This is a genomic window from Pseudomonas sp. MRSN 12121, from assembly GCF_000931465.1.
GTDB lineage: Bacteria > Pseudomonadota > Gammaproteobacteria > Pseudomonadales > Pseudomonadaceae > Aquipseudomonas.
The window spans coordinates 6,020,307-6,044,065 of sequence record NZ_CP010892.1; the positions used below are offsets into that span (position 1 = coordinate 6,020,307).

The 23,759-nt window shown below is 66.9% G+C and carries 20 protein-coding genes and 1 pseudogene; 10 read left to right on the forward strand and 11 right to left on the reverse strand.

Features of this window, described 5'->3' with window-relative positions; translation table 11 throughout:
- Positions 1-3: 3 nt before the first annotated feature.
- Entirely contained in the window at positions 4-933 is a 930-nt protein-coding gene (gene pcaQ / locus TO66_RS27375) for a pca operon transcription factor PcaQ (protein WP_044465208.1), read from the reverse strand.
- Between the two features lie 141 nt (positions 934-1,074).
- On the opposite strand from pcaQ, the gene TO66_RS27380 reads away from it, so the two are divergent.
- A complete protein-coding gene (locus TO66_RS27380; RefSeq protein WP_044465209.1) occupies positions 1,075-1,965 on the forward strand; it encodes a neutral zinc metallopeptidase in 891 nt (296 codons plus the stop codon).
- Positions 1,965-2,947 (forward strand): annotated as a pseudogene (locus tag TO66_RS27385) (alpha/beta hydrolase). The gene TO66_RS27380 and the pseudogene TO66_RS27385 overlap by 1 nt, the downstream one beginning before the upstream one ends.
- Positions 2,948-3,045: 98 nt before the next feature.
- Here TO66_RS27385 and TO66_RS27390 read toward each other — a convergent pair.
- From TO66_RS27390 to TO66_RS27400, 3 genes are all read right to left on the reverse strand, one after another.
- Positions 3,046-3,639, reverse strand: a complete 594-nt coding sequence (locus TO66_RS27390; RefSeq protein WP_044465210.1) for an HAD family hydrolase — start codon at positions 3,637-3,639, stop codon at positions 3,046-3,048.
- Positions 3,636-4,505: an acyl-CoA thioesterase II gene (tesB, locus tag TO66_RS27395; RefSeq protein ID WP_044465211.1), complete on the reverse strand. Its 870-nt coding sequence runs from the start codon at positions 4,503-4,505 to the stop codon at positions 3,636-3,638. Before tesB ends, TO66_RS27390 begins: the two co-directional genes overlap by 4 nt.
- A 101-nt stretch (positions 4,506-4,606) precedes the next feature.
- Positions 4,607-5,176, reverse strand: coding sequence for a GNAT family N-acetyltransferase (locus TO66_RS27400; RefSeq protein ID WP_044465212.1), 570 nt, complete (start codon positions 5,174-5,176; stop codon positions 4,607-4,609).
- A 74-nt stretch (positions 5,177-5,250) separates the two neighbouring features.
- Here TO66_RS27400 and TO66_RS27405 point away from each other — a divergent pair, with 74 nt between their 5' ends.
- Together TO66_RS27405 and TO66_RS27410 are read left to right on the forward strand one after the other, a co-directional pair.
- On the forward strand, positions 5,251-6,171 hold the full coding sequence (locus TO66_RS27405) for a histone deacetylase (RefSeq protein ID WP_044465213.1): 921 nt from the start codon (positions 5,251-5,253) through the stop codon (positions 6,169-6,171).
- A gap of 648 nt (positions 6,172-6,819) precedes the next feature.
- Positions 6,820-8,061 (forward strand): TIGR03862 family flavoprotein, encoded by a 1,242-nt coding sequence (locus tag TO66_RS27410; RefSeq protein ID WP_044465214.1) that lies wholly within the window; start codon positions 6,820-6,822, stop codon positions 8,059-8,061.
- 187 nt (positions 8,062-8,248) lie between these two features.
- Here TO66_RS27410 and TO66_RS27415 read toward each other — a convergent pair whose 3' ends face one another.
- A complete protein-coding gene (locus TO66_RS27415; protein ID WP_044465215.1) occupies positions 8,249-9,583 on the reverse strand; it encodes a DEAD/DEAH box helicase in 1,335 nt (444 codons plus the stop codon).
- A 306-nt stretch (positions 9,584-9,889) separates the two neighbouring features.
- On the opposite strand from TO66_RS27415, the gene TO66_RS27420 reads away from it, so the two are divergent.
- Positions 9,890-12,760 carry a discoidin domain-containing protein gene (locus tag TO66_RS27420; RefSeq protein WP_044465216.1) on the forward strand — a complete coding sequence of 957 codons (2,871 nt, stop codon included), beginning with the start codon at positions 9,890-9,892 and terminating at the stop codon, positions 12,758-12,760.
- A 58-nt stretch (positions 12,761-12,818) separates the two neighbouring features.
- On the opposite strand, the gene yedA is transcribed toward TO66_RS27420, so the two are convergent.
- Positions 12,819-13,724: a drug/metabolite exporter YedA gene (gene yedA, locus TO66_RS27425; protein WP_044465217.1), complete on the reverse strand. Its 906-nt coding sequence runs from the start codon at positions 13,722-13,724 to the stop codon at positions 12,819-12,821.
- 161 nt (positions 13,725-13,885) lie between these two features.
- Between yedA and TO66_RS27430 the strand changes: the two genes are divergently transcribed.
- Positions 13,886-14,338, forward strand: coding sequence for an Lrp/AsnC family transcriptional regulator (locus tag TO66_RS27430; protein WP_044465218.1), 453 nt, complete (start codon positions 13,886-13,888; stop codon positions 14,336-14,338).
- A 199-nt stretch (positions 14,339-14,537) separates the two neighbouring features.
- Here TO66_RS27430 and TO66_RS27435 read toward each other — a convergent pair whose 3' ends face one another.
- The 3 genes from TO66_RS27435 to TO66_RS27445 form a co-directional block, all read right to left on the reverse strand.
- On the reverse strand, positions 14,538-15,149 hold the full coding sequence (locus TO66_RS27435; RefSeq protein ID WP_044465219.1) for a PolC-type DNA polymerase III: 612 nt from the start codon (positions 15,147-15,149) through the stop codon (positions 14,538-14,540).
- A 32-nt stretch (positions 15,150-15,181) separates the two neighbouring features.
- Positions 15,182-15,661: an NYN domain-containing protein gene (locus TO66_RS27440; protein WP_044465220.1), complete on the reverse strand. Its 480-nt coding sequence runs from the start codon at positions 15,659-15,661 to the stop codon at positions 15,182-15,184.
- 145 nt (positions 15,662-15,806) lie between these two features.
- Positions 15,807-16,583 carry a DUF2076 domain-containing protein gene (locus tag TO66_RS27445; protein WP_044465221.1) on the reverse strand — a complete coding sequence of 259 codons (777 nt, stop codon included), beginning with the start codon at positions 16,581-16,583 and terminating at the stop codon, positions 15,807-15,809.
- Positions 16,584-16,761: 178 nt separating this feature from the next.
- On the opposite strand from TO66_RS27445, the gene TO66_RS27450 reads away from it, so the two are divergent.
- Together TO66_RS27450 and TO66_RS27455 are read left to right on the forward strand one after the other, a co-directional pair.
- Positions 16,762-17,421, forward strand: a complete 660-nt coding sequence (locus TO66_RS27450) for a YciC family protein (protein WP_044465222.1) — start codon at positions 16,762-16,764, stop codon at positions 17,419-17,421.
- 89 nt (positions 17,422-17,510) lie between these two features.
- Complete coding sequence (locus TO66_RS27455) at positions 17,511-18,590, forward strand: endonuclease/exonuclease/phosphatase family protein (protein ID WP_044465223.1); 1,080 nt, start codon at positions 17,511-17,513, stop codon at positions 18,588-18,590.
- Positions 18,591-18,603: 13 nt separating this feature from the next.
- Here TO66_RS27455 and hrpB read toward each other — a convergent pair whose 3' ends face one another.
- On the reverse strand, positions 18,604-21,135 hold the full coding sequence (hrpB, locus tag TO66_RS27460) for an ATP-dependent helicase HrpB (protein ID WP_044465224.1): 2,532 nt from the start codon (positions 21,133-21,135) through the stop codon (positions 18,604-18,606).
- Between the two features lie 117 nt (positions 21,136-21,252).
- Here hrpB and TO66_RS27465 point away from each other — a divergent pair, with 117 nt between their 5' ends.
- Both TO66_RS27465 and TO66_RS27470 read left to right on the forward strand, forming a co-directional pair.
- The gene (locus TO66_RS27465; RefSeq protein ID WP_044465225.1) at positions 21,253-21,672 is read left to right on the forward strand and encodes a hypothetical protein; all 420 of its coding nucleotides are present in this window, start codon (positions 21,253-21,255) and stop codon (positions 21,670-21,672) included.
- 28 nt (positions 21,673-21,700) lie between these two features.
- Positions 21,701-22,597 carry a cation diffusion facilitator family transporter gene (locus TO66_RS27470; protein ID WP_044465226.1) on the forward strand — a complete coding sequence of 299 codons (897 nt, stop codon included), beginning with the start codon at positions 21,701-21,703 and terminating at the stop codon, positions 22,595-22,597.
- Here the strand turns inward: TO66_RS27470 and TO66_RS27475 are convergent.
- The gene (locus TO66_RS27475; RefSeq protein ID WP_044465227.1) at positions 22,591-23,589 is read right to left on the reverse strand and encodes a DUF6515 family protein; all 999 of its coding nucleotides are present in this window, start codon (positions 23,587-23,589) and stop codon (positions 22,591-22,593) included. The two genes, TO66_RS27470 and TO66_RS27475, sit on opposite strands and share 7 nt — an antisense overlap.
- Positions 23,590-23,759 lie beyond the last annotated feature (170 nt).

The following is a 23,759-nucleotide window of genomic DNA, read 5'->3' on the forward strand; positions in this document are numbered from 1 at the left end:
TGGTTATGGATAGCGCCCTTCACGATAGGCCTGCCCGACTTCCCGCAGCACTTCGACGCACCATTGCGCCGCCAGCGACAGCGGCAGGCTGGCATTGCTGGAGATGCCCACCGAGCCGCCCGGCTCGTGCTGGCCGAGGTCGATTTCGCGCAACTCGCCGTTGGCCAGGTCCAGGCGCACCGCGTCCAGGGGCGCGATCCACAGCGCATCGCTGGACAGCGCATAACGCCGGCTCAGGGCCACCGACAGGGTTTCCAGGCGCTGGCGCGACGGGTTGATGCCGCACTGCACGAACAGGCTGTCGGCGAACTTGCGAATGGTCGTGCCGGCCAGCGGCAGCACCAGCGGATAGCGTTGCAACGCATCGCGCTCCAGCGGCCCTTGCAGCAACGGATGCTCGGGACGCGCCACCAGGGTCATGGACTCGCTGTACAGATGCTCGAAACTCAGGCCCTGGATCTGCGGGCTGTCGGTCATGCGACCGATCACCAGGTCGACGTCGCCGACCCGCAGTTGCGACAGCAGGTAGGCACTGGGGCCGGTGACCACGCTCACCACCAGGGCCGAGTGCCGTTCATGCAGGCGCCGCACCACTTCCGGCAACAGCAGGCTTTCGGCGGTCGACAGCACGCCCAGGCGCACCACACCACCGGCATATTCACCGCCACGCAAGCTGTTCACCCCCTCGCGCAGCGCCTGCACCGACGGCCCGGCGTAACGCAGGAACGCCAGGCCGGCCTCGGTCAGGCTGAGCCCGGACTTGCTCCGGGCGAACAGCCGGGTGTCGAGCAATTCCTCCAGTTCCTTGAGGGTCTTGGACATCGCCGGCTGGCTCACCGCCAGGGCATCCGCCGCCCGCGCCAGGCTGCCCTGGCGGGCCATTTCAAGAAAACATACGAGGTGACGGAATTTGATGCGGGTATCGATGTTCAAAGGAGGCCCCGAATGTGTCGCAAACAGAATCGATGCGGCTGCGGGGCAATGGTAGCGTGTATGCAAAAGGCTGACGACCGGACTGGCGTCGCCCCCGTGCAACAGCAACACTGATCAGCAAAATACAACGAGGATTCACCCATGCTTTGGAAGAAAGGGCGGCGCAGCGACAACGTGGTGGATGCTCGCGACGACAGCGGAGGCGGCGGTGGCGGCCTGCGCTTTGGCGGCGGCAAGGGCCTGAGCCTGACGGCCATTATCCTGATCGTCGGCATCGGCTGGGTCACCGGCCAGGACCCGTTGCAAATCCTCGGGCAGCTTGCCGGGCAGATGGACCAGTCCTCGGCGCCCGCGACTCCGCAGACCCGCCAGGCACCACCGGCCAACGACGAACAGGCGGAGTTCGTACGCTCCATCCTCGGCGACACCGAAGACACCTGGGGCCAGGTCTTCCAGCAGGCCGGGCGCACCTACCAGCAACCCAAGCTCATCCTGTTCCGCGGCCGGGTCAACTCCGCCTGCGGCTCGGCGACTTCCGCCACCGGCCCGTTCTATTGCCCGGCCGACCAGCAGGTGTACCTGGACATGGATTTCTTCCGTGAAATGGACCAGCGCTTCTCGGCCGCCGGCGACTTCGCCCAGGCCTATGTGATCGCCCATGAGATCGGCCACCACGTGCAAACCCTGCTCGGCGTCTCGGCAAAAATCCAGGCGGCCCGCCAGCAGGGCCGGCAGATGGAAGGCGACGGCGGCCTGCTGGTGCGCCAGGAACTGCAAGCCGACTGCCTGGCCGGGGTCTGGGCCAACCATGCGCAGAAACGCCTGAACTGGCTGGAGCCGGGGGATATCGAAGAAGCCCTGAACGCCGCCAACGCCATCGGCGACGACCGCCTGCAACAGCAAGGCCAGGGCCGCGTGGTGCCGGACTCCTTCACCCATGGCACCTCGGCGCAGCGGGTGCGCTGGTTCAAGGCTGGCTTCAGCCAGGGCCAGGTCGCCCAGTGCGACACCTTCGCGGCGAAGAGCCTGTAATGCGCCGGGTACCCCTGCTGGTTGCGCTTGCGCTAGGGATGATCAGCATCGGTACACAGGCAATGGAACATGCCGTCAAGACGCTCAGCCCCGCACGGCTGGGCATGGGCAACAACGAACTGGCCGTCGGCCTGAGCCAGGACTGGCAACGACCGCTCCCCGACGTCCAGCGCGCGCTGATCATCGTCCATGGGCGCTTGCGCAATGCCCAGACCTACCTGCACAGCGCCGAACAGGCCGCCAGCCAGGCGGGACAGAGCGCGACCACCCTGGTGATCGCGCCGCAGTTTCTCAACCAGGACGATATCGAGCGTCACCCCTCGCCCGATTCGCTGCTGCGCTGGCAGGGCAACGCCTGGATGGCCGGCGAGCCCTCCCGCGGGCCCGGGCCGGTCAGCTCCTATGCGGCGCTGGACGCGATCATCACCCGGCTCAGCGATCGCCAGCAGTTTCCGTCCCTGACCGAGATCGTTATCGCCGGCCATTCCGGCGGGGCCCAAGTAGTGCAGCGATTCGCGCTGCTCGGCCAGCACCATCCGGGCCTGGAGGATGACGGCATCAAGCTGCGTTATGTGATCGCCAACCCATCGTCTTATGCCTACTTCGACGAGCACCGCCCGGTGAAGGTCGATGCCGGGACCTGCCCTGGCTTCAACGACTGGAAGTACGGCCTGCTCAAGCTGCCCGCCTATGCCGCCGGGCAGACCGCGCAGCAGCTGGAACAGACCTACATCAAGCGCGATATCACCTACCTGCTGGGCCGCAGGACACCGATCCCCATCACCCGGCGCTGGACACCAGCTGCGCCGCCGAGGCACAGGGCGCCTACCGCCTGGTGCGCGGCCACAACTTCTTCGACTACCTGAAACAGCGCCATCCCCAGGGGCTGCAGCAGCGACTGGTCGAAGTACCCGGGGTCGGGCATGACGGCGACAAGATGTTCACCTCACCCGAGGGGCAGAAGGCGTTGTTCGGTCAGTAACGGGGAGGTCGCCAGGACAAACGCTATCGCGGGCAAGCCTCGCTCCTACACAGAAGAACGCATGCTTCTGTAGGAGCGCGGCTTGCCCGCGATGGGGTTCAGGCCAGGACCATCTGCCGCAGCACGCTGCAATTCTCGGCGTGCCAGTCGGTCAGCTCCGGCCAGGGGTTGTCCGGCAGGTTCACCAGCACGGTGTGGGTGCCCGCCGCTCGCCCGCAGTCGAGGTCGAAGCGGTAGTCGCCGACCATGACCATCTCGCCAGGCGACACATCCCAGGCGGCGGCCAGCTTCAGCAAACCGCCGGGGTGCGGCTTGGGCGGCGCTTCGTCGCGGCCCAGGACGTCCTCGACGGCGAAACAGTCGGCCAGGCCGATGGCCTCCAGGGTGATGTGGGCCAGCTCCCGCGCGTTGCGGGTCAGGATCCCCAGGCGATAGCCGCGCGCCGCCAGCTCGCGCACCAGCTCCACCGCCCCCGGCGCCGGGCGCGAGCCCAGGGCCAGGTCGCGTTCGTGCTCGAGCAGCCAGGCGTGTTTCGCCGCGGCCTCGTCGGCGGGCAAGGCTGCCAGGTGGGTCAGGATGTCGTGCTCCGGCGGGATCGCCAGCGCCACGCGGATGGCCGCGAAATCATGCACGGCCACCGTCAGGGTGCCGTCCATGTCGAACACCCAGTGACGAACCTCGGCCAGGCTCATGCCCAGTCCTTGCGATGGCGGATCAGGCCTTCCTGGGTCACCGACGCCACCAGTTGGCCAGCGCGGTTGAACACACTGCCGCGGGAGAAGCCGCGGGAATTGCCGGCCCACGGGCTGTCCATGGCGTACAGCAGCCAGTCGTCGGCGCGCAGGTCGGCATGGAACCACAGCGCGTGGTCGAGGCTGGCGACCTGCATGTCCTTCTGCCACACCGACTTGCCATGCGGCAGCATCGAGGTGGTCAGCAGGCCGAAGTCCGAGGCGTAGGCCAGCAGGTACTTGTGCAGCGCGGGAAGGTCCGGCAGCTCGCCATCGGCGCGGAACCAGACGTATTTGATCGGGTCCGCCGGCTGCGGGTTGTAGGGGTCTTTCTCGGTCACCGGGCGCACTTCGATGGGCTTGGGGCACAGCAGTTTTTCGCGCATGTGCTCAGGGATCAGGTGCGCGCGCTGCTGGGTGAGCTCCAGCTCCGAGGGCAGGTTTTCCGGGCCGACCACCTGGGGCATGGTGTTCTGGTGCTCGAAGCCTGCCTCGTCGTACTGGAACGAAGCGCTGCAGGTGAAGATCGGATTGCCCTTCTGGATCGCCGTCACCCGGCGGGTGCTGAAACTGCCGCCGTCGCGCACCCGGTCGACCTGGTATACCACCGGCAGCGCGGCGTCGCCCGGACGCAGGAAATACCCGTGCAGCGAATGCACATGGCGCGCCTCCTCGACCGTCTGGCTGGCCGCGGACAGCGACTGGCCCAGCACCTGGCCGCCGAACAGCTGGCGAAAGCCCAGGTCCTGGCTGCGACCGCGAAACAGGTTTTCCTCGATCGGTTCCAGGGTCAACAGGTCGACCAGATCATCCAACACATGGCTCATTCAGACTCTCCTCACACAGAGCAATGCCGCGCAGTCGTGGCTGCCACGGTCAATTCAATCGGGTTCACGCACAACGGGCACATTCCAGATGCCCCGGCCTGCTATCCATGCAAGGTTTCCAACCATTGTTCGCGGTTGATGCGATACAGCACATGATGACGCAGCGGATGCTCGCTGCCGAGCTTCGGGTGCGCAAAATCGTCATCCGGGTGATGGTGCATGCCGATGGCCTGCATGACTTTCTGCGACGGCAGGTTGCCTTCGGTGGTGAAGGCGACGATCTCCTGCAGCGCCAGGCGGTCGAAACCGCAACGCAGGGCGGTCCAGGCCGCCTCGCTGGCATACCCCAGGCCCCAGTGCTCGCGCGCCAGGCGCCAGCCGATTTCCACCGCGGGAGTGAAAGGCGCTTCGAAGCCCACCACGCCCAGCCCGGTAAAGCCGATGAAGGCCCCGGTGTCCTTGCGCTCCAGCGCCCACAAGCCAAAGCCATGCTCGGCGAAATGCCCGCGGATCCGGCCGATCAGCGCCGCGCTTTCCAGCCGGCTCAAGGGGGCCGGAAAGTAACGCATGACCTGCGGATCAGCGCACATCGCCGCGAACGCCGGCAAATCCTCGTCGCGCCACTGGCGCATCAGCAGTCGAGCACTCTCGAGTTGCAGTATCGGCTCCATTGTCCCCTCCATTTCCATGCGGGCCAGTCTACATCGCTGGTAGGATCCTTTTCGGATTCCTACATGAAAATGCCATGCCACTGCCGCTGATCTATCACGACGACTACAGCCCCGAGTTTCCGCCGGAACACCGCTTTCCCATGGACAAGTTCCGCCTGCTGCGCGATCACCTGGTGGACAGCGGCCTGACCCGCGATGCCGACCTGCTGCGCCCGCAACTGTGCCCGGCAGAGATTCTCGCCCTGGCCCACGACCCTGGGTATATCGAACGCTACATGGCCGGCGAGTTGTCGCGCGAAGACCAACGGCGCCTCGGCCTGCCCTGGAGCGAAGCCCTGGCCCGGCGCACCGTGCGCGCGGTCGGCGGCTCGCTGCTGGCCGCCGAACAGGCCCTGGAACATGGCCTGGCCTGCCATCTGGCCGGCGGCACCCATCACGCCCACTACGATCACCCGGCGGGCTTCTGCATCTTCAACGACCTGGCGGTGATCAGCCATTACCTGCTGGCGGCCGGTCGGGTCGGCCGGGTGCTGATCTTCGACTGCGACGTGCACCAGGGCGACGGCACCGCGCGGATTCTCGAACATACCCCGGACGCCGTGACCGTCTCGCTGCACTGCGAGAAGAATTTTCCCGCACGCAAGGCCACCAGCGACTGGGACATCCCCTTGCCGATGGGCATGGGCGACGCCGACTACCTGAAGGTGGTGGACGACGCCCTCAATTACCTGCTGCCGCTGTACCAGCCCGACCTGGTGCTGTACGACGCCGGCGTGGACGTGCACCGCGACGATGCCCTGGGCTACCTCAAGCTCACCGACCAGGGCGTTGCCGCCCGCGACGAACAGGTGATGCGCCATTGCCTGGGCCGCGACATCCCGGTGCTCGGGGTGATCGGCGGCGGCTACAGCAAGGATCGCCAGGCCCTGGCCCGTCGCCACGGCATCCTCCATCACAGCGCACAGCGGGTGTGGACGTCATCAGGTTGTCACTGAAATCTGGGCCCTTACCCACACGGACTGTGGAGCCGCCTGTGGATAACCTGAGCGCAAGCGGCTACAGGCCATAGAAACCGGGCGCTGCAAGCGACTGTTCATTTTTTGCCCAGCCACTGGACGGGGCCACCGGCCAGGCGGGTCAACGCGATCGGGTTGTCGCCGGCCGGCCCCACCATAGCGGCGACCGAGACGTGTCATCACGCCGTCATCAAGGTGTGGGCGCCTTACCCCCAATCTCTGTGGAACCGCTTGTGGATAACCTGCGTGCAAGCGGCTACAGGCCATGTGGGATAAGCCTTGCAGGCAGGTGGTCATTTTCTGATCAAGGCCCCGGACACCGGCAAATACCAGGAAACAGGAACGCCGGCCAGGCAGGCTTGCGGAGCTTTCGCCATCGGCGGAAACGACTATGAAAGCCTTCATCGAACGGTCATCAAGCTGTGGACGGCTTACCCCCAATCCCTGTGGAGCCGCTTGTGGATAACCTGCGTGCAAGCGGCTGCAAGCCACGGCAAACAAGCCTTGCAGAGCAGCGCTCAGTTTTTGATCAGCCGTCATGAAACGCCCTGCGACACCCGTGGAGCCTTGGCGCTGGCCCGGCCTCGGGTAGAATGCCCGGCTTATTCCGCCACGCCGCCGCTCGCCATGACCCTATCCAGCCCCGCCCTGCCCCACCACGTCGCCATTATCGGTGGCGGCCCCGCCGGCCTGATGGCGGCCGAAGTGCTGAGCCTGGCCGGCGTGCGGGTCGAGCTCTACGACAGCATGCCCTCGGTCGGCCGCAAATTCCTGCTGGCCGGGGTCGGCGGGATGAACATCACCCATTCCGAGCCCTACCCGGCCTTTGTTTCGCGCTATGCCGAGCGTGCGCCGCAGATCGCCCCGCTGTTGCGCGAGTTCGGCAGCGAGGCCTTGTGCCAATGGATTCACGGCCTGGGCATCGACACCTTCGTCGGCACCTCGGGCCGGGTGTTCCCCACCGACATGAAAGCCGCGCCGCTGCTGCGTGCCTGGCTCAAGCGCCTGCGCGACGCCGGCGTGGTTATCCACACCCGCCATCGCTGGCTCGGCTGGAACGCCGATGGCAGCCTGCGCATCCGGGGCCCGGAAGGTGAAAAGCCGGTTCGGACCGATGCCCTGTTGCTGGCGCTGGGCGGCGGCAGCTGGGCGCGCCTGGGATCGGACGGGGCCTGGATGCTGGCCCTGGAACAACGCGGTATCCGGCTGGCGCCCCTGCAACCGAGCAACTGCGGGTTCGAGGTGGCGGACTGGAGCGACCTGCTGCGCAGCAAGTTTGCCGGCGCCCCGCTGAAGAACGTGGCCATCGGCCTGGACGACGATACCCCACGCCTGGGCGAATGCGTGATCACCACCACGGGAATCGAGGGCAGCCTGATCTACGCACTGTCGGCGCCGATTCGCGAGGCCATCAATCGCCACGGCTCGGCCACCGTGCATATCGACCTACTGCCGTCCATGCCCCGCGAGCGGGTCGAAGCGGCGCTGGGCAAGCCGCGGGGGTCGCGCTCCATGGCCAAGCACCTGCACAGCCAGGTGGGCATCGACGGCGTGAAGGCCGCGCTGCTGCGCGAACTGGCCGCCGCCGAAGCCTTCGCCGACCCGGCGCTGCTGGCCAGGGCGATCAAGGCCCTGCCGCTGACGCTGGTGAAAACCCGGCCGCTGGACGAGGCCATCAGCAGCGCCGGCGGCGTGACGTTCGAGGCCATGGATCAGCGCTTGATGCTCAAGCAACTGCCCGGGGTGTTCTGCGCCGGGGAGATGCTCGACTGGGAAGCGCCCACCGGCGGCTACCTGCTCACGGCCTGTTTTGCCAGCGGACGGGCGGCGGGGCTGGGCCTGCTCGAGTGGTTGCAATACAAGGCCTGAGCCCGGCGCGAACCCTGTAGCCGCTGCCGAGCGCAGCGAGGCTGCGATCGAGGTGGACGGCATTCCGGCGCAGTCCTCACAAGGCCCTGTGCATGCGGTTTGCCAGGGGGAATGGGGTATCAGCCGTTGCGGCCGCTGCGCGCCCGATCGCAGCCTCGCGGGCTCGGCAGCGGCTACAGAGGCGGCGTTACGGCTTGCGCTTGCGCGGGCCGGTGTTGAAGGCCGGGACCTTGCGCACCGGCTTGACCGCCGGGGCCTCGGCCACTTCGCCGCTGTCCACCCACTTGCCCAGGTTGCGCTTGCCGCCACCGCCGGAGGTCTTGGGCTTCTTCGGTTTTTTCGGTTTCTTGACCACCTGGCCGCTGGCGTCGGTTTCCGGCACGCGGTGGTCCGGGATGAAGTCCGGCTCGTCGTGCCGCTTCAGCGTCTGGCGGGTCAGCACCTCGATGGCCGACAACAGGTTCACCTCATCGGCGCACACCAGCGAGATCGCCTCGCCGCTGGCCCCGGCGCGGCCGGTGCGACCGATCCGGTGGACGTAATCCTCGGCGACGATCGGCAGGTCGAAGTTGACCACCAGCGGCAGGTCTTCGATGTCCAGGCCACGGGCCGCCACGTCGGTGGCCACCAGGATCTGGATCTCACTGGCCTTGAACCGGTCGAGCGCGCGCTGGCGGGTGGCCTGGGGCTTGTCGCCATGAATGCCATCGGCATTCACGCCCTGGCCTTGCAGGCGCTCCACCAGCGCGTCCACGCCGTTGCGGGTCTTGGCGAATACCAGCACCTGCTTCCAGCGGTGCTTGCGCAGCAGGTGGCTGAACAGCTCCGGCTTGCGCTTCTTGTCCACCGTCACTATCCACTGCTTGACGGTGCTGGCGGCGACGTTGCGCGGGCTGACTTCAATGCTCAGCGGGTCGTTGAGCATCTGCCCGGCCAGCAGGCGGATGGCGTCGGAGAAAGTCGCCGAGAACAGCAGGGTCTGGCGCTTTTTCGGCAGCGCCGCGTAGATGTCCTTCAGTTCTTCGGAGAAGCCCAGGTCGAGCATGCGGTCGGCTTCGTCCAGCACCAGGGTCTGCAACTGGCTGAACTTCACCGCGTTCTGCCGGTACAGGTCGAGCAGGCGCCCCGGTGTCGCCACTAGCAGGTCGATGCCCTTGCGCAGCTTCATCATCTGCGGGTTGATGCTGACGCCGCCGTACACCGCATAGGTGCTCAACGGCAGGTGTTCGGCGTACTGGCGCACGCTTTCGTGAACCTGCTCGGCCAGCTCGCGGGTCGGCACCAGGATCAGCGCGCGCACCGAGTTGCTGGCCACTTTCGGCCCTTCCATCGTCAGCGATTGCAGGAGCGGCAAGGCGAAGCCGGCGGTCTTGCCGGTGCCGGTCTGCGCCGCGGCCATCAGGTCGCGACCGCCCAGCACCGCCGGGATGGCTTGCGCCTGCACCGGTGTCGGGGTCTGGTAGCCAAGCGTTTCGAGGGCGCGCAGCAAGGGTTCGATCAGGCCAAGAGTGGCGAATGTCATGGGGGATACCGTAAGGAGAATGTCAGCGCAGGTGTGCAATGGCCGGCAGTTTACCCTAATCGCCCGCTGTTCTTCTCGCACCACGGCCTGCCAGCCGTCCTGGCACGCAGCACAGGCACAGGCGCCGCACGCCGGGCCCCGCGCCGCTTCGGACAGGTACGAAAAGCCGCCGCCTCGATATACAGGCCAATGACCCTGCGCCTATGATCGCGGCCGCCGGCACACCTCCTACTTATCACTTACCAGCACAGGCACCCTGTCGATCCCGGTCGGCCGGGCCGCATCCGTGCTGCCTCAGGAATGGTTATGCCTCGCTTCAGATTGAACGCGCTGTCCCGCGCCCACCGCCTTTATCGCGCCAGCCTCGCCGCGGCCGTGCTGCTGCCGCTGAGCGGCGACCTGCTGGCCCAGCAAGCGCCGAACACCCCGAACGAAAGCGTCCTCAGCGGGCACTTTCTCAACCTCCAGGCCCTCGTACCGGGCGCCCGCAGCATGGCCGAAGTCGGCACCGAGCGCCTGCGCCAGGAAACCGGCCTGAGCATCCGCAGCGTCGCGCCAGCCACGGCCGAGGGCTACAAGGACCTCAAGGTGGTGGTCGGCAAGACCCGCAGCCGCAGCCAGCAGGCGGACGACGAAATGATCGTCGCCAGCCGCCCCGACGGCAGCTTCGTCGCCCTGTTGCCGCAAGCCAACGCGATGATCCGCGGCACCGCCGACGGCCAGCAGTCGCTGCTGCGCTTCGATGGCCCGCAACGCCCGGCCCATGCCCCGGATGCCCTAGAAGCCCCGGTCAAGGAACTGCCCAACCTGCTCGAATCCCGCAGCGGCCAGCGCAGCTACCAGCTCGACCGCAGCGCCAACGGCGACATCCTCATCGACCTGCTGGCAGGCTTCTCGACGAGCTCGGCGGCGTTCATCGGCGACCCCGAAGCCTACGCGGCGGCGCAGGTGGCGGCGATCAACCGCTCCGTGCAGCAGTCGCTGGTCCAGGGCGTGCGGGTACGCCTGGTCGGCACCCAGGTGGTGAGCACCGACATGCCGATCACCACCGGCTCCCTGAGCCAGGTCAGCACGCTGTTCGCCGACGGCATCAAGCAGTACAGCCCGGACCTGGTCGCCAGCTTCGTGCGCGGCGTGCCCGGCCAGGACACGGCGGTCGGCTGGGCCTACGTCAATGGTCGTTATTCGATCAACTACATCAACGGTCCGACCGTGCTGCGCCATGAAATGGCGCACAACGTCGGCGGCAGCCACTGCTCGGACGGCAAGAGCTACCGCTTCGGCTACAACAACGGCCGGGTCGGCACCATCCTCTGCGGCAACCAGGTGCCCTACTACTCCAACCCGGACCTCAAGGACCAGCAGGGCGTGCCGCTGGGCGACGAGAAAACCGCGAACATGGCGCGGGTCTGGCGGGAAAACGCGGCGAAAATCTCCGCCTACGCCCCGGCCGTGGTGCCCCAGGCCGACGAACGGGCGACCTCGTTGCTGGAGCAGTCCGTCACCCTGGCCAAGGACCAGATCCGCTACTTCCCCCTGGACGTGCCCGCCGGCACCCGGCGCCTGGTATTCAGCGCGAGCCTGGGCCCGAAGAGCGAGGGCTCGGGCAAGTTCCAACTGCTGCTCAAGCATGGCGCCCAGCCAACGGTCGCTGACTACGACTACCGCTCGCTGGAAAACAACGGCGTAGCCCTGGGAGTCAACGACCCGCAACCCGGTCGCTGGTACCTGGCGATACGCGCGGAAAAGAACAAGGCCGCGCCCGACATCACCCTCGAAGGCCAGGCCTTCGCCGCCGTGGAAGAAACCGTCACCGCCCGCTACATCCGCCTGGTGGCCAACTCCTCGGTGGACGGCAAGGACAGCGCCAGCATCGCCGAGCTGCACCTGGCCGATGCCCGTGGCAAATCCCTGCCGCGCAGCTGGCGCATCCATTCCGCCAGCAGCACCCAGGCCGGGGCGCCCGGCAGCAACATCATCGACGGCAACACCAAGTCTTTCTGGGCTTCCGCCCCCGGCGCCGCGTATCCCCATCAACTGGTGATCGACCTGGGTACCGAGGCCCGCTTCTCGCAGCTGCACTACCTGCCCCGCCAGGACCAGGGCCTCAGTGGCAACATCAAGGCTTACCAGGTGTATGGCGGCGCCGGCCCGGACGGTCCGTGGACATTGCTCGCCGACGGCGAATTCAGCGCCGACAACGAGGTCAAGTCCGCCGCGCTCAAGCCGGTCGAGGCCAGCCTGCCGCCCGTGGCGGTGATCTCCGGCCAGGCCGAAGCCCAGGCCGGCCAGCAGGTGCTGCTGGACGCTTCCGCCTCCAGCGATCCGCAAGGCCATGCCCTGAGTTTCGCCTGGGAAGCCACGCCGGCCCTGGACTTCACCTTCGACGGGCCGCGCCTGAGCTTCGTCGCCCCCGAGCTGGGCAGCGACACCCGCTACCAGTTCACCCTGAAACTGAGCAACGGCAAGCAGGGCAACAGCGCCAGCCATGACGTGCTGGTCAAGGCCAGCGGCAACGGCGCCAGTTGCAAAGCCCCATGGGACGCCACCAAGACCTACACGGAAAAGCACGAAGTGCAGCACAAGGGCCGCCAGTACATGGCCCGCTGGTGGGTCCAGGGCAGCGAGCCGGGCAACCCGGCCTTCACTGGCGCCGACGGCAGCGGCAAGGTCTGGAAGGACCTGGGGCCGTGCGACGGCGACGCACCGGTCGAACCGCCCGTGGCGAACATCAGCGGCGTGGCACAGGCCAAGGCCGGCGAACAGGTACGGCTCGATGCCTCGGCGTCCAGCGACCCGGCGGGCCTGCCCCTGGAATATCACTGGAGTGTGACCCCGAGCCTGAGCTTCCAGGCCAATGGGCCACAGCTGACGTTCATCGCGCCGAAGAACGCCCAGGACACCCGCTACCGCTTCAGCCTTGAGCTGAGCAACGGCCATCACAGTGTGCTCAGCGAGCACAGCGTGCAGGTCAGCGCCGACGGCGGCGGCCAACCCGGCACCTGCCAGGGGCCGTGGAACGCCAGGAACGCCTACGTGACCGGCAACAAGGTCAGCCACAACGGCCACTTCTACACCGCGCGCTGGTGGACCCAGGGCAACGAGCCGGGCAACCCGGCGTACACCGGTGGCGAAGGCAGTGGCAAGGTCTGGCGCGACGAAGGCGCCTGCAACTGAGGGTCCGGGCGAACGCGGCGCGTCCGCCCGGTTTTCACGACAACCGCGACCGCCTGCCTCAGGCGGTCGTTTCTTGCGCCAGTTTCGGCTTGCGCCATTGCGGCAGGCCGATCAACACCACGGCGCTGATGATCACCACCATCGCCAGGGCTTCTTCCAGGCCGATGGTCTCGCCGACGAACACTATCCCCAACAGCACCGCCACCGCCGGATTGACGTAGGCATAGCTGGTGGCCGCCGCCGGACGCACATGCTTGAGCAGGTACATGTAGGCGTTGAAGGCGATGATCGAACCGAACCCGATCAGGTACGCCAGGGCCGCCCAGCCTTCCAGGGGAGGCATCGCGACCAGTTGCTCGCCGCTCAGCCAGCTGCCGATCAGCAGCACCACGCCGCCCACCAGCATCTCGGCGGCGCTGGCCATCGCGCCCTGGGGCAGCGGCAGGTGCTTGCTCCACACCGAACCGAAGGCCCAGGCCGCCGCCGCGAACACCAGCAGGGCCGCGCCGGTGGGGCTCGATTGCAGGTTGGAACCGAGGTTGAGCATGGCGATGCCGATCAGTCCGAGGACGATCCCGGCCCATTCCAGGCGGGTATTGCGCGCGCCCCAGAAGTAACCGCACAGCAGGGTGAACAGCGGCACGGTGGCCACCGCCAGCGCCGCCACCCCGGATGCCACGCCCATATGCTCGGCAACCGTGACCGCACCGTTGCCGCAGCTCAGCAGCAGGATGCCGATCACCCCCGCGGCCTTCCATTGCGGCCAGGTCGGCGCCGGCACGCCGCGCCAGCGCAGAAAGCCATACATCAGGGTGCCGGCGATGACGAAACGGATCCCGCCAAGCATCAGCGGCGGCCAGTATTCGACACCGATGCGGATCACCAGGTAGGTCGACCCCCAGATCACATACAAGGCAAAAAAGGCGGCAATCAGGGGCAAGGGAAAACGGCGTAGGCCAGGCATGGAAAGCTCGACGGGCAGGCAAGGGAGAGGCTTATTCTAGAAAGCCGGCAGGCGGAACTTAAGTTACAAAACCTGTTTAAAGCGCCAGTACACTTTTCAATGCACGGAGATTATGGCTATAACCCATGTTTTCGAAAGCCGCTGCGTTTGGAAGCCTTATCATGGACAAATATGACCGCATGCTCCTCGCGGCCCTGCTGGAAAACGGCCGGGCGAGCTACGCCGAACTGGCGCGCAAGGTGAATCTCTCCGCCCCGGCCGTGGCCGAGCGGGTGGCCAAGCTGGAAGCCAGCGGCGTCATCACCGGCTACCAGGCCAAGGTCGACCTGGCCAGGCTCGGCCTGCCGATCCAGTGCGTGATCGAACTGCGCATGGCCCAGCACGGCAACCAGAAGGCCTACGACGAACTGAGCCGGATCCCGCAACTGACCGAGTGCCACCGGGTCACCGGCGATCCGTGCGTGATCATGCGCGCCGCCGTGGGTTCGATGCCTGAATTGGAAGAGCTGATCAATCGCGTCGCCCAGTTCGGTTTCAGCAAGACTTCGATCGTGCTCTCCAGCGCCATCGAGCAGCGCGTGCCCCTGGGACACCTGGAGAACAACGGCAAATAAGCCCGTCCCTTGTAGCTGTGTAGCCGCCTGTAGCCGCTGCCGAGCGCCAGCGAGGCTGCGATAAGGCTCGAAGAGCCTTCCGAGGCCCTCAAGAGCGCGTCTCCTGCGGAGCCGATCGCAGCCTCGCCAAGGCTCGGCAGCGGCTACAGGGCTACAGGGTCAGGGGTCAGGGGTCAGGGCGTTCGGCAGCGGGTACGGGTCAGGCGCTGCGGTGGCGCTTGAGGTGCTCGCCGATCTTCGCCGCCGGGACTTTCTGCAACTTGCACAAGAAGTCGTGGGACAGCTCGCCCAGCCCGTGCTTCTGCCGCAGCTCCTGCGCCAGGTGCGCGGTCAGGTTGGCGGCCATTTCCGCATCGGCCATGGCCCGGTGGGCCTGGCCGGTATGCGGCAGGCTGGCGAAGGTGGTGAGGGTGCCGAGCTTGTGGTTGGGCGCCGCCGGCATCAGGCGCCGCGCCAGCAACAGCGAACAGGCGAAGTTCTGCAAGCGGGTGCGCTTGATCCGGCTCAGCTCGTAATCCCAGAACTTCTGGTCGAACGCGGCGTTGTGCGCCAGCAGTGGCGTGATGCCGACGAACTCGTTGACCTCGTTCATCACCTGCTCGGCCGGCGGGGCACTACGCAGCATGGCGTTGCTGATGCCGGTCAGCTGTTCGATGAAGGCCGGCACTCGCACGCCGGCATTCATCAGGCTCTGGTAACGCTCGACGATGCGCCCCCGTTCAAGGATCACCACGGCGATTTCCGTGGCCCGGCAACTGCTGCTCGGGGAGATCCCGGTGGTTTCAAAGTCGATGACTGCGATGCGTTCCAAACCTGTCCAGCTCCGTACAAGAAATAATCGGCTCAGTTCCTGAGCAACAGCGCGCCTTCGATCGGCACGTAGCGCGTGGCCGCGCGGATCAGCGAATTGGCGGTCAGCCCCGGCACGCCGTAAGCCACCGCCGCGACACCGTGCTTGCTGATGATGCGTTCGAGCAGCAGGTCGAAATCGCCGTCGCCGGAAGCCAGCACCACTTCGTCGACATGCGCGGCGGCGTCCATGATGTCGATGGTGATGCCCACGTCCCAGTCGCCCTTGGCCGAGCCGTCGCTGCGCTGGATGTACGGCTTGAGTTTTACCGTGAACCCCAGGTTGCGCAGGATCTGCTGGAACTGCTGTTGCTTGCTGTCACCGCGGTCGATCGCATAGGCATAGGCTTCGACTATCTGCCCCTGCCGGCTGATATCGACCCACAGGGCGGCATAGTTGAAATGACAGCCATAAGCCTGGCGCACGGTGTAGTAGAGATTCTGGACATCGGCGAACACAGCGATCTTTTTCACCGCTCATCCTCATGGCGCTTGCGCGCGCGACCCGGGCCGGGACTCGACCCCGAAAAGTCGCCCAGTATGCCAGCCGAAAGGAATGTTCCGCGAATAATCGCTGCCGCAGGTCCGGGACGCCGCAGCGTTCCGGACCAATGGCGGGTCAGACGAAGGAATCGTCGTCGGAAAAGAACGAGCTGTCGTCGTTGCCGTAGTCGGCATCGCTGAAGCCGCCCTGGTCGTTGTTGCCCCAGGAGTCGTTGTTGGCCATGCGCTGCTCGTCGTTGCCCCAGCCGCCGCTGTTATCGCTGGCAGGCGCCGGTTCTTCCTTGATCACTTCGACGATTTCCTGCGGCTGCTGGTTGCCGTGGAACAGGCTGCTCAGGCCCTGCGCCAGCATCACGCCGCCCGCCACGCCGGCCGCGGTCTTCAGCGCGCCGCCGAGGAAGCTGCTGCCTGGGGCCTGTTGCGCCGGCGCGGCATAGCCCTGTTGTGGCGCGTTCTGCTGGGGATAACTCGGTTGTCCGAAGCTCTGCTGCGGCGGCGGGTTGAATGCCGGCCGCGCCGGTTCGCGCCAGCCACCGCCGGACGAGGCCGGGGCGCTCTGCGCCGGTTGCGGATCGCGGGAGCCGCCAAAGATGCTCGAAAGGAAGCCACCGCCGCTGGGCGCCGGCGCCGCGGCCTGGGCCTTGGCCTGCTGCAGTTCGGCCTGCAATTGCTGGACTTGCTGGGTGAGTTGCTTGTTCTGCTCGTCGAGGCTCTTGATAGCCGCCTCTTGCACCAGGATCGCCTGGGTCATGAAATACCCGGCGGCGGGTTGTCCGGTCAGATGCTCCTTGATCCGCGCCTCGGCCTGGGCATCGCGCGGGGCTGAATCCTTTTCGGCTTGCTGCAACCGTGAAAACAGTCCATCGATCAGGGTTTGCTCTTCGCTGTTCATGGCGACCTCTTTAGATTGCCGGTAAAAACGGGACCTTGCCGTCATGCGCAAGGTGCAAGCAGTAATGGGGTTGGCGAACGGGCTTTCAATGGCCTTTACCTAACGTTTACGTTTGCTCGCCCCGGGGCTGCATCGGTTAAAGTGTCCAACCGCTTTTTCTGATCTGCGATAACCACTGATGAATCCGTTAACCGTTCTGCGCGACTCCCTGTATTTCTGCCAGCGCAACCTGGGGCGTATCGTCCAGCTGTGCCTGCCGCTGGTGGTCCTCGAAGCGCTGCTGCAACAGGCGGTGGACAGCTCGCTGGGGCCCGAGGCCTTTTCCGGCTACAGCGTGATCGTCGGCCTGCTGATCTACCCGCTGTACACCGGGGTGCTGATCCTGTTCCTCGATGCCCGCAGCCGTGGCGAATCGCCCCAGGCCCGCGACCTGCTCGCCGCGGCGCTGAGCCTGTGGCCGCGCTTCGCCCTGCTGACCGCGATCAACACCCTGCTGATCCTGCTGGGCCTGTCGCTGTATTTCCTGCCCGGCCTGTGGCTGATGGTGACCCTGGCCTTCGCCGAGTACCTGCTGGTGCTCAGGGGCCTGCAACCGCTGGCCGCGATCAAGGAAAGCTTCCGCCTGACCCGCGGGCACTTCCTGCGGATCCTGATGTGCATCCTGGCCGTGATGGCCCCACTGTGGGTACTCAAGGGTGCCAGCCTGGCGGCGTATCCCGATCCCGGCCCGCTGCTCTCGTTGCTGATCGAAAGCGCCCACAGCTTCCTGCAACTGTTCACCAGCGTGGTGGTGTTCCGCCTGTTCATGCTGATCGGCGACGCCCCCGCCAACGACTGACTCCCGGGGCCGACCGCTCTGCCCCTTGGGTGGCGGCCCTGCTCTCGGTTATGCTCGGGCTCCATCCCGCAACGCCATAAGCCGAGCCGATGTCCCGTCTACTGCGCTTCCTCCTCCTGGGCCTGCTGATCAGTGCAGGCCTGTTGTCAGCCCTGCTCTACAGCCTGACCTGGCGCCCCGACGCCAAGACGCCACTGCCCATTGCCTGCACCGGCAAGGCTCCCAGCCTGGTGCCGGGCCAGGCGCTGAAGGTGATGACCTGGAACGTGCAGTACCTGGCGGGCAAGCGCTACGTGTTCTGGAACGACCAGGCCCGCGGGCCGGACGAACGCCCGACCGCCGAGGACATGGCCTTCAGCCTGGACGAAGTGGCCCGGGTGATTCGCGACGAGCAGCCAGACATCGTGCTGGTGCAGGAACTGGATGACGACGCCAAGGCCAGCGACTACCAGGACCAGCTCAAGCTGCTGCAGGAACGCCTCGCCGATCTCTATCCCTGCAGCACCCGGGCCTTCGACTGGAAGGCCGACTTCGTGCCCTCCCCGCACATCTTCGGCAGCGTCGGCCGGCAACTGGCGACCTTGAGCCGCTACCGCATCGAACACGCCGAGCGCCTGCAATTGCCGGTGCCCGAGGCCAACGTCGTGAGCCGCCAGTTCCAGCCGAAGAACGCCGTGCTGGTGAGCTACCTGCCGCTGAGCGACGGCGGCCAGCTGGCGGTGCTCAACACCCACCTGGACCGCCCGGCGAAGGCCGACGGCACTTTACCGGCACAGGTGAATGCCGTGGCGCGGATTCTCGACCGCTTCGAGGGCCGCGGGACGCCCTGGCTGATCGGCGGCGACTTCAATCTGCTACCGCTGGGCCAGTACCAACGCCTCGCCCCCGAGCAACGCGCGCCCTACGCCGCCGACAGCGCGCTGCACACGCTCTGGGACAAGTACCCGATGATCCCCAGCAACAACGAAGCCAGCGGCATCGACCGCGCACAGTGGCTGACCCACTACCCCAACGACCCGAGCCTGAACGGCCCGGATCGCACCCTCGACTACCTGTTCCACAGCCCGCGGCTCAAGCGGGTCGAGGCCCGGGTCCGCCAGGACGACACCCTGCGCATCTCCGATCATCTACCGCTGATCGCCCGCTTCCTGCTGCCTGCTGCGCTGTAGCCGCAGCCCCGGGTTACTTGCGCGGCTTGGCCCGGGCCGTGGCCTCGGCCACCAGCGGGTCGTCCGGCCAATAGTGTTTCGGGTAGCGGCCCTTGAGGTCCTTCTTCACCTCGGCGTAGGTGCTGCGCCAGAAGTTCGCCAGGTCCTGGGTGACCTGCACCGGTCGCCGCGCCGGAGACAGCAGATGCAGCTTGACCACCTGCCGCCCGCCGGCGATCCGTGGCGTCTCGGCCAGACCGAACAGCTCCTGCAAACGCACCGCGAGAATCGGCGGCTGCTCGCTGTAGTCGAGGCGGATCGACGAACCGGACGGCACCCGCAGCTGCTGCGGCGCCCACTCGTCCAGGCGCTGTGGCAACGGCCAGGGCAGCAGGTTGTGGACGATGCCGGCCAGGTCCAGGTTGGCGAAATGGCTGAGCCGCGACACCTTGCCCAGGTATGGCAGCAACCAGTGTTCCAGGCTCTTGAGCAGGGCGGCGTCGCTGACATCCGGCCATTCGCTCTCGCCCCTGGCCTGCTGATCGAGCTGGCGCAACAGCGCCACCCGCGCCTGCCACTGGCGCAGCTCGGGGGTCCAGGGCAACAGTTCCAGGCCCTTGCGCCGTACCAGATTGACCAGCGCCTGGCTGCGCGCCGCCTCGTCCAGCCCGGTCAAGGGCTCGCGGCTGAGTACCAGTTCGCCGACCTTGCGCTGGCGCTCGGCGCGCAGCACGCCTTCGCGTTCGTCCCAGTCCAGCTGGTCGACGCTGCGCACCTGCTCGGCCAGGACCGAGTCGAACAGCGCCGGGTCGAAATCCGCCGCCAGGTAGATGCGCTCTTCGCGCTGCCCCTGGCGGCTGCCCAGGTCGGCGATCACCAGCCAGGGCTGTTTCATCAGGTTGTCGGTCTCGCTGAACAGCGCCGCCCGGCCGTTGGCCAGCCGGTATTCGGCGCCGCCGGGGCGGCGTTGCTGGGCGACCCGGTCCGGGTAGGCCAGCGCCAGCAGGGCCCCGAGCCAGCGCGGATGATCGGGGTCGGCCACCGGCTGCTCCGGCTGGCCACGCAAATAGCCGCGGTACTGCCGCGCCAGCTGCCGGGCCCGCTGTACCCCGCCCTGGGCGCCACGGGCCGCGCGCTCCTCGCCGGACAGCAGCGCCAGGCGGCTGTGCAGGTCGGCGCCGCCACCGCGCAGGATATCGCGCTCACCGAGCAGGGCAGCGACGTCGCAGGCCATGTGCGCCAGCCCCAGGGCCTGGCCGCGCAACAGCAGATGGGCGATGCGCGGGTGCGCCGGCAGCTCGGCCATGGCCTGGCCGTGAGCGGTCAGCTTCCCGTCCTCGCCCGCATTGGCCGTCAACGCGCCGAGGCGTTCGAGCAGGTCCTGGGCCTGGGCATAGGCCGCGCCGGGCGGCGCGTCCAGCCACACCAGCTGCGCCGGGGCCACGCCCCAGCGCGCCAATTGCAGGGCCAGCCCGGCGAGGTCGGCCTGGAGAATCTCCGCACTGCCATAGGCCGCCAGTTGTTCGTGCTGGTCCTGGGACCACAGGCGGTAGCACACCCCCGGTTCCAGGCGCCCGGCCCGACCGGCGCGCTGGGTGGCGCTGGCCCGGGAAATGCGCTGGGTGTCCAGGCGAGTCATGCCGCTGCCCGGGTCGAAGCGCGGCACCCGCGCCAGCCCGGCATCGACCACCACGCGCACGCCGTCGATGGTCAGGCTGGTCTCGGCGATATTGGTCGCCAGTACCACTTTGCGCTGGCCGGCGGGCGCCGGGTCGATGGCCGCGCGTTGCGCCGCCAGGTCCAGCTCGCCGTGCAGCGGGCAGAGCAGGATGTCGCGGCGTTCACCCAGGGCATCGGCCAGTTGCTGATGCACCCGGCGGATCTCCGCCTGGCCCGGCAGGAACACCAGCACGCTGCCGCTTTCATCGTGCAGCGCCTCGAGAATGGTCTGCACCAGGCGCGGCTCGATGAACTCGCCCGGCTGGAACGGCCGCCCCCAGCGCACATCGACCGGGAACATGCGGCCTTCGCTGCGCAGGATCGGCGCGTCGTCGAGCAGCCCGGCCAGGCGCTCGCCCTCCAGGGTCGCCGACATCAGCAGGATTTTCAGCGGCTGCTCGTCACGCAGCAGCTCGCGGCCGTTAAGGCTCAGGGCCAGGGCCAGGTCGGCGTCGAGGCTGCGTTCGTGGAATTCGTCGAAGATCAGCAGGCCGACGCCTTCCAGCGCCGGATTGTCTTGCAGGCGGCGCGTCAGGATGCCCTCGGTGACCACTTCGATACGGGTATTCGGGCCGACCTTGCTGTCGAGGCGAATGCGGTAGCCCACGGTTTCGCCGACCTTTTCCCCCAGTTCGCTGGCCAGTCGTTCGGCCGCCGCCCGTGCCGCCAGGCGCCGGGGCTCGAGCATGAGGATGCGTTGTCCGGCCAGCCAGGGTTCGTTCAACAGGGCCAAAGGCACGCGGGTAGTCTTACCGGCGCCGGGCGGTGCTTCGAGCACGGCCTCGTGGCGTGTCGCCAGGGCTTCGCGCAGGGCGGGTAAAACTTCATCAATTGGCAAAGAATTCATACTGGCTCCCAAACAGAGGCGCGAGTATAACGGCGAACTGCCTGGGGTTAATCACGGTCTGAATTCGTACCGGCAATGCTTCAACCCTGCTCTTTCGTGCCTGCTCAGGAGATTTACATGCGTATTGCTTTCCGCCTCATCGGTGGCGTCCTGGTTGCCACCCTGCTGACTCAGCTCACCGCCTGCGGCTCGATCTTCTTTCCCGACCGGCGCGGCCAGATCGAAGGCAAGATCGACCCGCTGGTGGCTGTGCTCGACGCCGTGGGGCTGCTGTTCTATGTGATCCCCGGGCTGATCGCCTTTGGCGTCGACTTCGCCACCGGCGCCATCTACCTGGAGCCGGGCAAGACCGCGCAGGTCGCCCCCCAGAAGCTGCAGCAGGCCATCGGCGCCGACGGCCAGGTCGATAACCGCAAGTTGCAGGCTATCCTCGAAAGCGAACTGGGCCGCAGCTTCCCGCTGGACGACCCACGCCTGATCCAGCACAAGGGCAACGTGCAGCAACTGGCCCTGTATGGCCTGCAACCCGCCGCCTGACCCTGGCGCCTGAAGGAACCCGCCTCGTATGAGCAGTAGCCCGGAACACGCACGCCTGTTGCGCCTGGCAACACGTGCCTCGCTGGCCGTGGCCAGCATCCTGATCGTGGCCAAGGCCATCGCCTGGTGGCTGAGCGGCTCGGTCAGCCTGCTCGCGGGCCTGACCGACTCCCTGCTCGACGGCGCCGCGTCGTTCCTCAACCTGCTGGCCGTGCATTACGCCCTGCGCCCGGCCGACGACGACCACCGCTACGGCCACGGCAAGGCCGAGTCGTTGTCGGGCATGGCCCAGGCGCTGTTCATCGCCGTGAGCGCGGTGCTGATCGGGGTGCAGGCCGTCGAGCGCCTGCAGAACCCCGAGCCGCTGGGCGCGCCCTGGGTCGGGATCGGCGTGATGCTGCTATCGCTCGCCCTGACCGTGGCATTGCTGATGGTGCAGCACCGGGTGATCCGTGAAACCGGCTCCACCGCGGTGCGCGCCGACTCACTGCACTACCGCTCCGACCTGCTGCTCAACGGCAGCATCCTCGTGGCGCTGCTGCTGGCCAGTTTCGGCTGGCAGCAACTGGACGCCTGGTTCGGCCTGGCCATTGCCGTCTATATCCTCTGGAGCGCGATCCAGATCGCCCGGGAAAGCGTAGCGGTGTTGATGGATGAGGAACTGCCGCCCGAGGTCAGCCAGCACATGCTCGAACTGGCGTGCAGCGTTCCGGGCGTGCTCGGTGCCCATGACTTGCGCACGCGGATTTCCGGCAGCCACTGGTTCGTGCAACTGCACCTGGAACTGCCGGGGGAACTGACCCTGTCGGTGGCCCACGGCCTCAGCGATCGGGCCGCCGAAGCGATCCAGGCGGCCTATCCCAAGGCCGAGGTGCTGGTGCACGCCGACCCGCAGGAAGTGGTGCTGGCCGCCCGGGCTCAGTAAGTCACCTGGTAACCGCGCGAGCTCAGGCAACCGCCCTGGGCCTGGCGGTAGGTCTGGACGACTTCCGGCGCCGGTGGATAGGTCATGGTCGCCGGGTCGAAGCCACTCTGCTGCACGCCCCAGCGATAGCAGTCATAACGATCCTGATTGATCTGCTGCGGGCTTTGCCCCCTGACCGGGTACGCCAGCACGTTGTAGTCGTTGCCGGCCTGCGGCGGCGGGCTGGCCTGCGGCGGCTCGACCACCACGTATTGCTGGGTAGCGGCTTCGTAACTGTAATAGGCGCCCGCGGCCAGGAAGAACAGCGTGCTGCCGATCCACACCTCGCGCGCATAGTCCGGCAGGTAGGCCACGCGGATCCCGTAGGGCGGGCGCACCACCACGTAGCGTGGCCCCTGCGGACGGTACCAGTAGCCGCCGGAGAAGAAATAGTCCTGGCCGCGATAAGGCACGCGGTAATGCCGGTCCGGGAAGCGATCGATCACATAACCGGGCCGGTATTGCGGGCCAGGGCCCCAGCCATTGCCATGCCCGTCGGGACGGCCCGGCCAGCGATGATCGTCGGGGCGCGAACCGGGGCCGCCGGCCTGCCAGTGCGGGTTGTAGTCGTTACGACGCGGGATGTCCTGGTAGTAGCCCGGGCGCGGCTCCTGGGTCTGGCGGACGGTATCGGGACGCCCCTGGATCGACAGGTTGGCCGACGGTTGTTCCGGGCGCCCGCGCCCCTCATCGTTCGGCCCGTGGTTCTGCCAGCGCCCGTTCTGGACGTTGCGCTCGAACTGCTGGCTGTTATCGCCGCGAATGATTTCATTCTGCGGGCGCGACTGATGGCTTTCGCCGCGTCCCTGGCCGTTGCCTGGATAGCCGTCATCGCCGCGCTGGCCGCCATTGGACCAGCCACGGCCGTCGTTGCGGTCTTCGGCGAGCACTTGCGCACTGACGCTCACACATAGCAAACCAACACCTGCCAAACGCCAGATGCGCGATTTCATGCTATTCCTCACTGCGGATGGGGTGCCTGTAGATAAGACTGGAAAAGCCCAGGCCGGTTCTGCCACAGGTTATCAGGCGCAAGACTTATTTATTGAGCGCCCAGCGGGATATTTCCCGGCTTTCCCCCAGGCAATAAAAAAGGGGGACCCGTCGGCCCCCCCTTGGAATT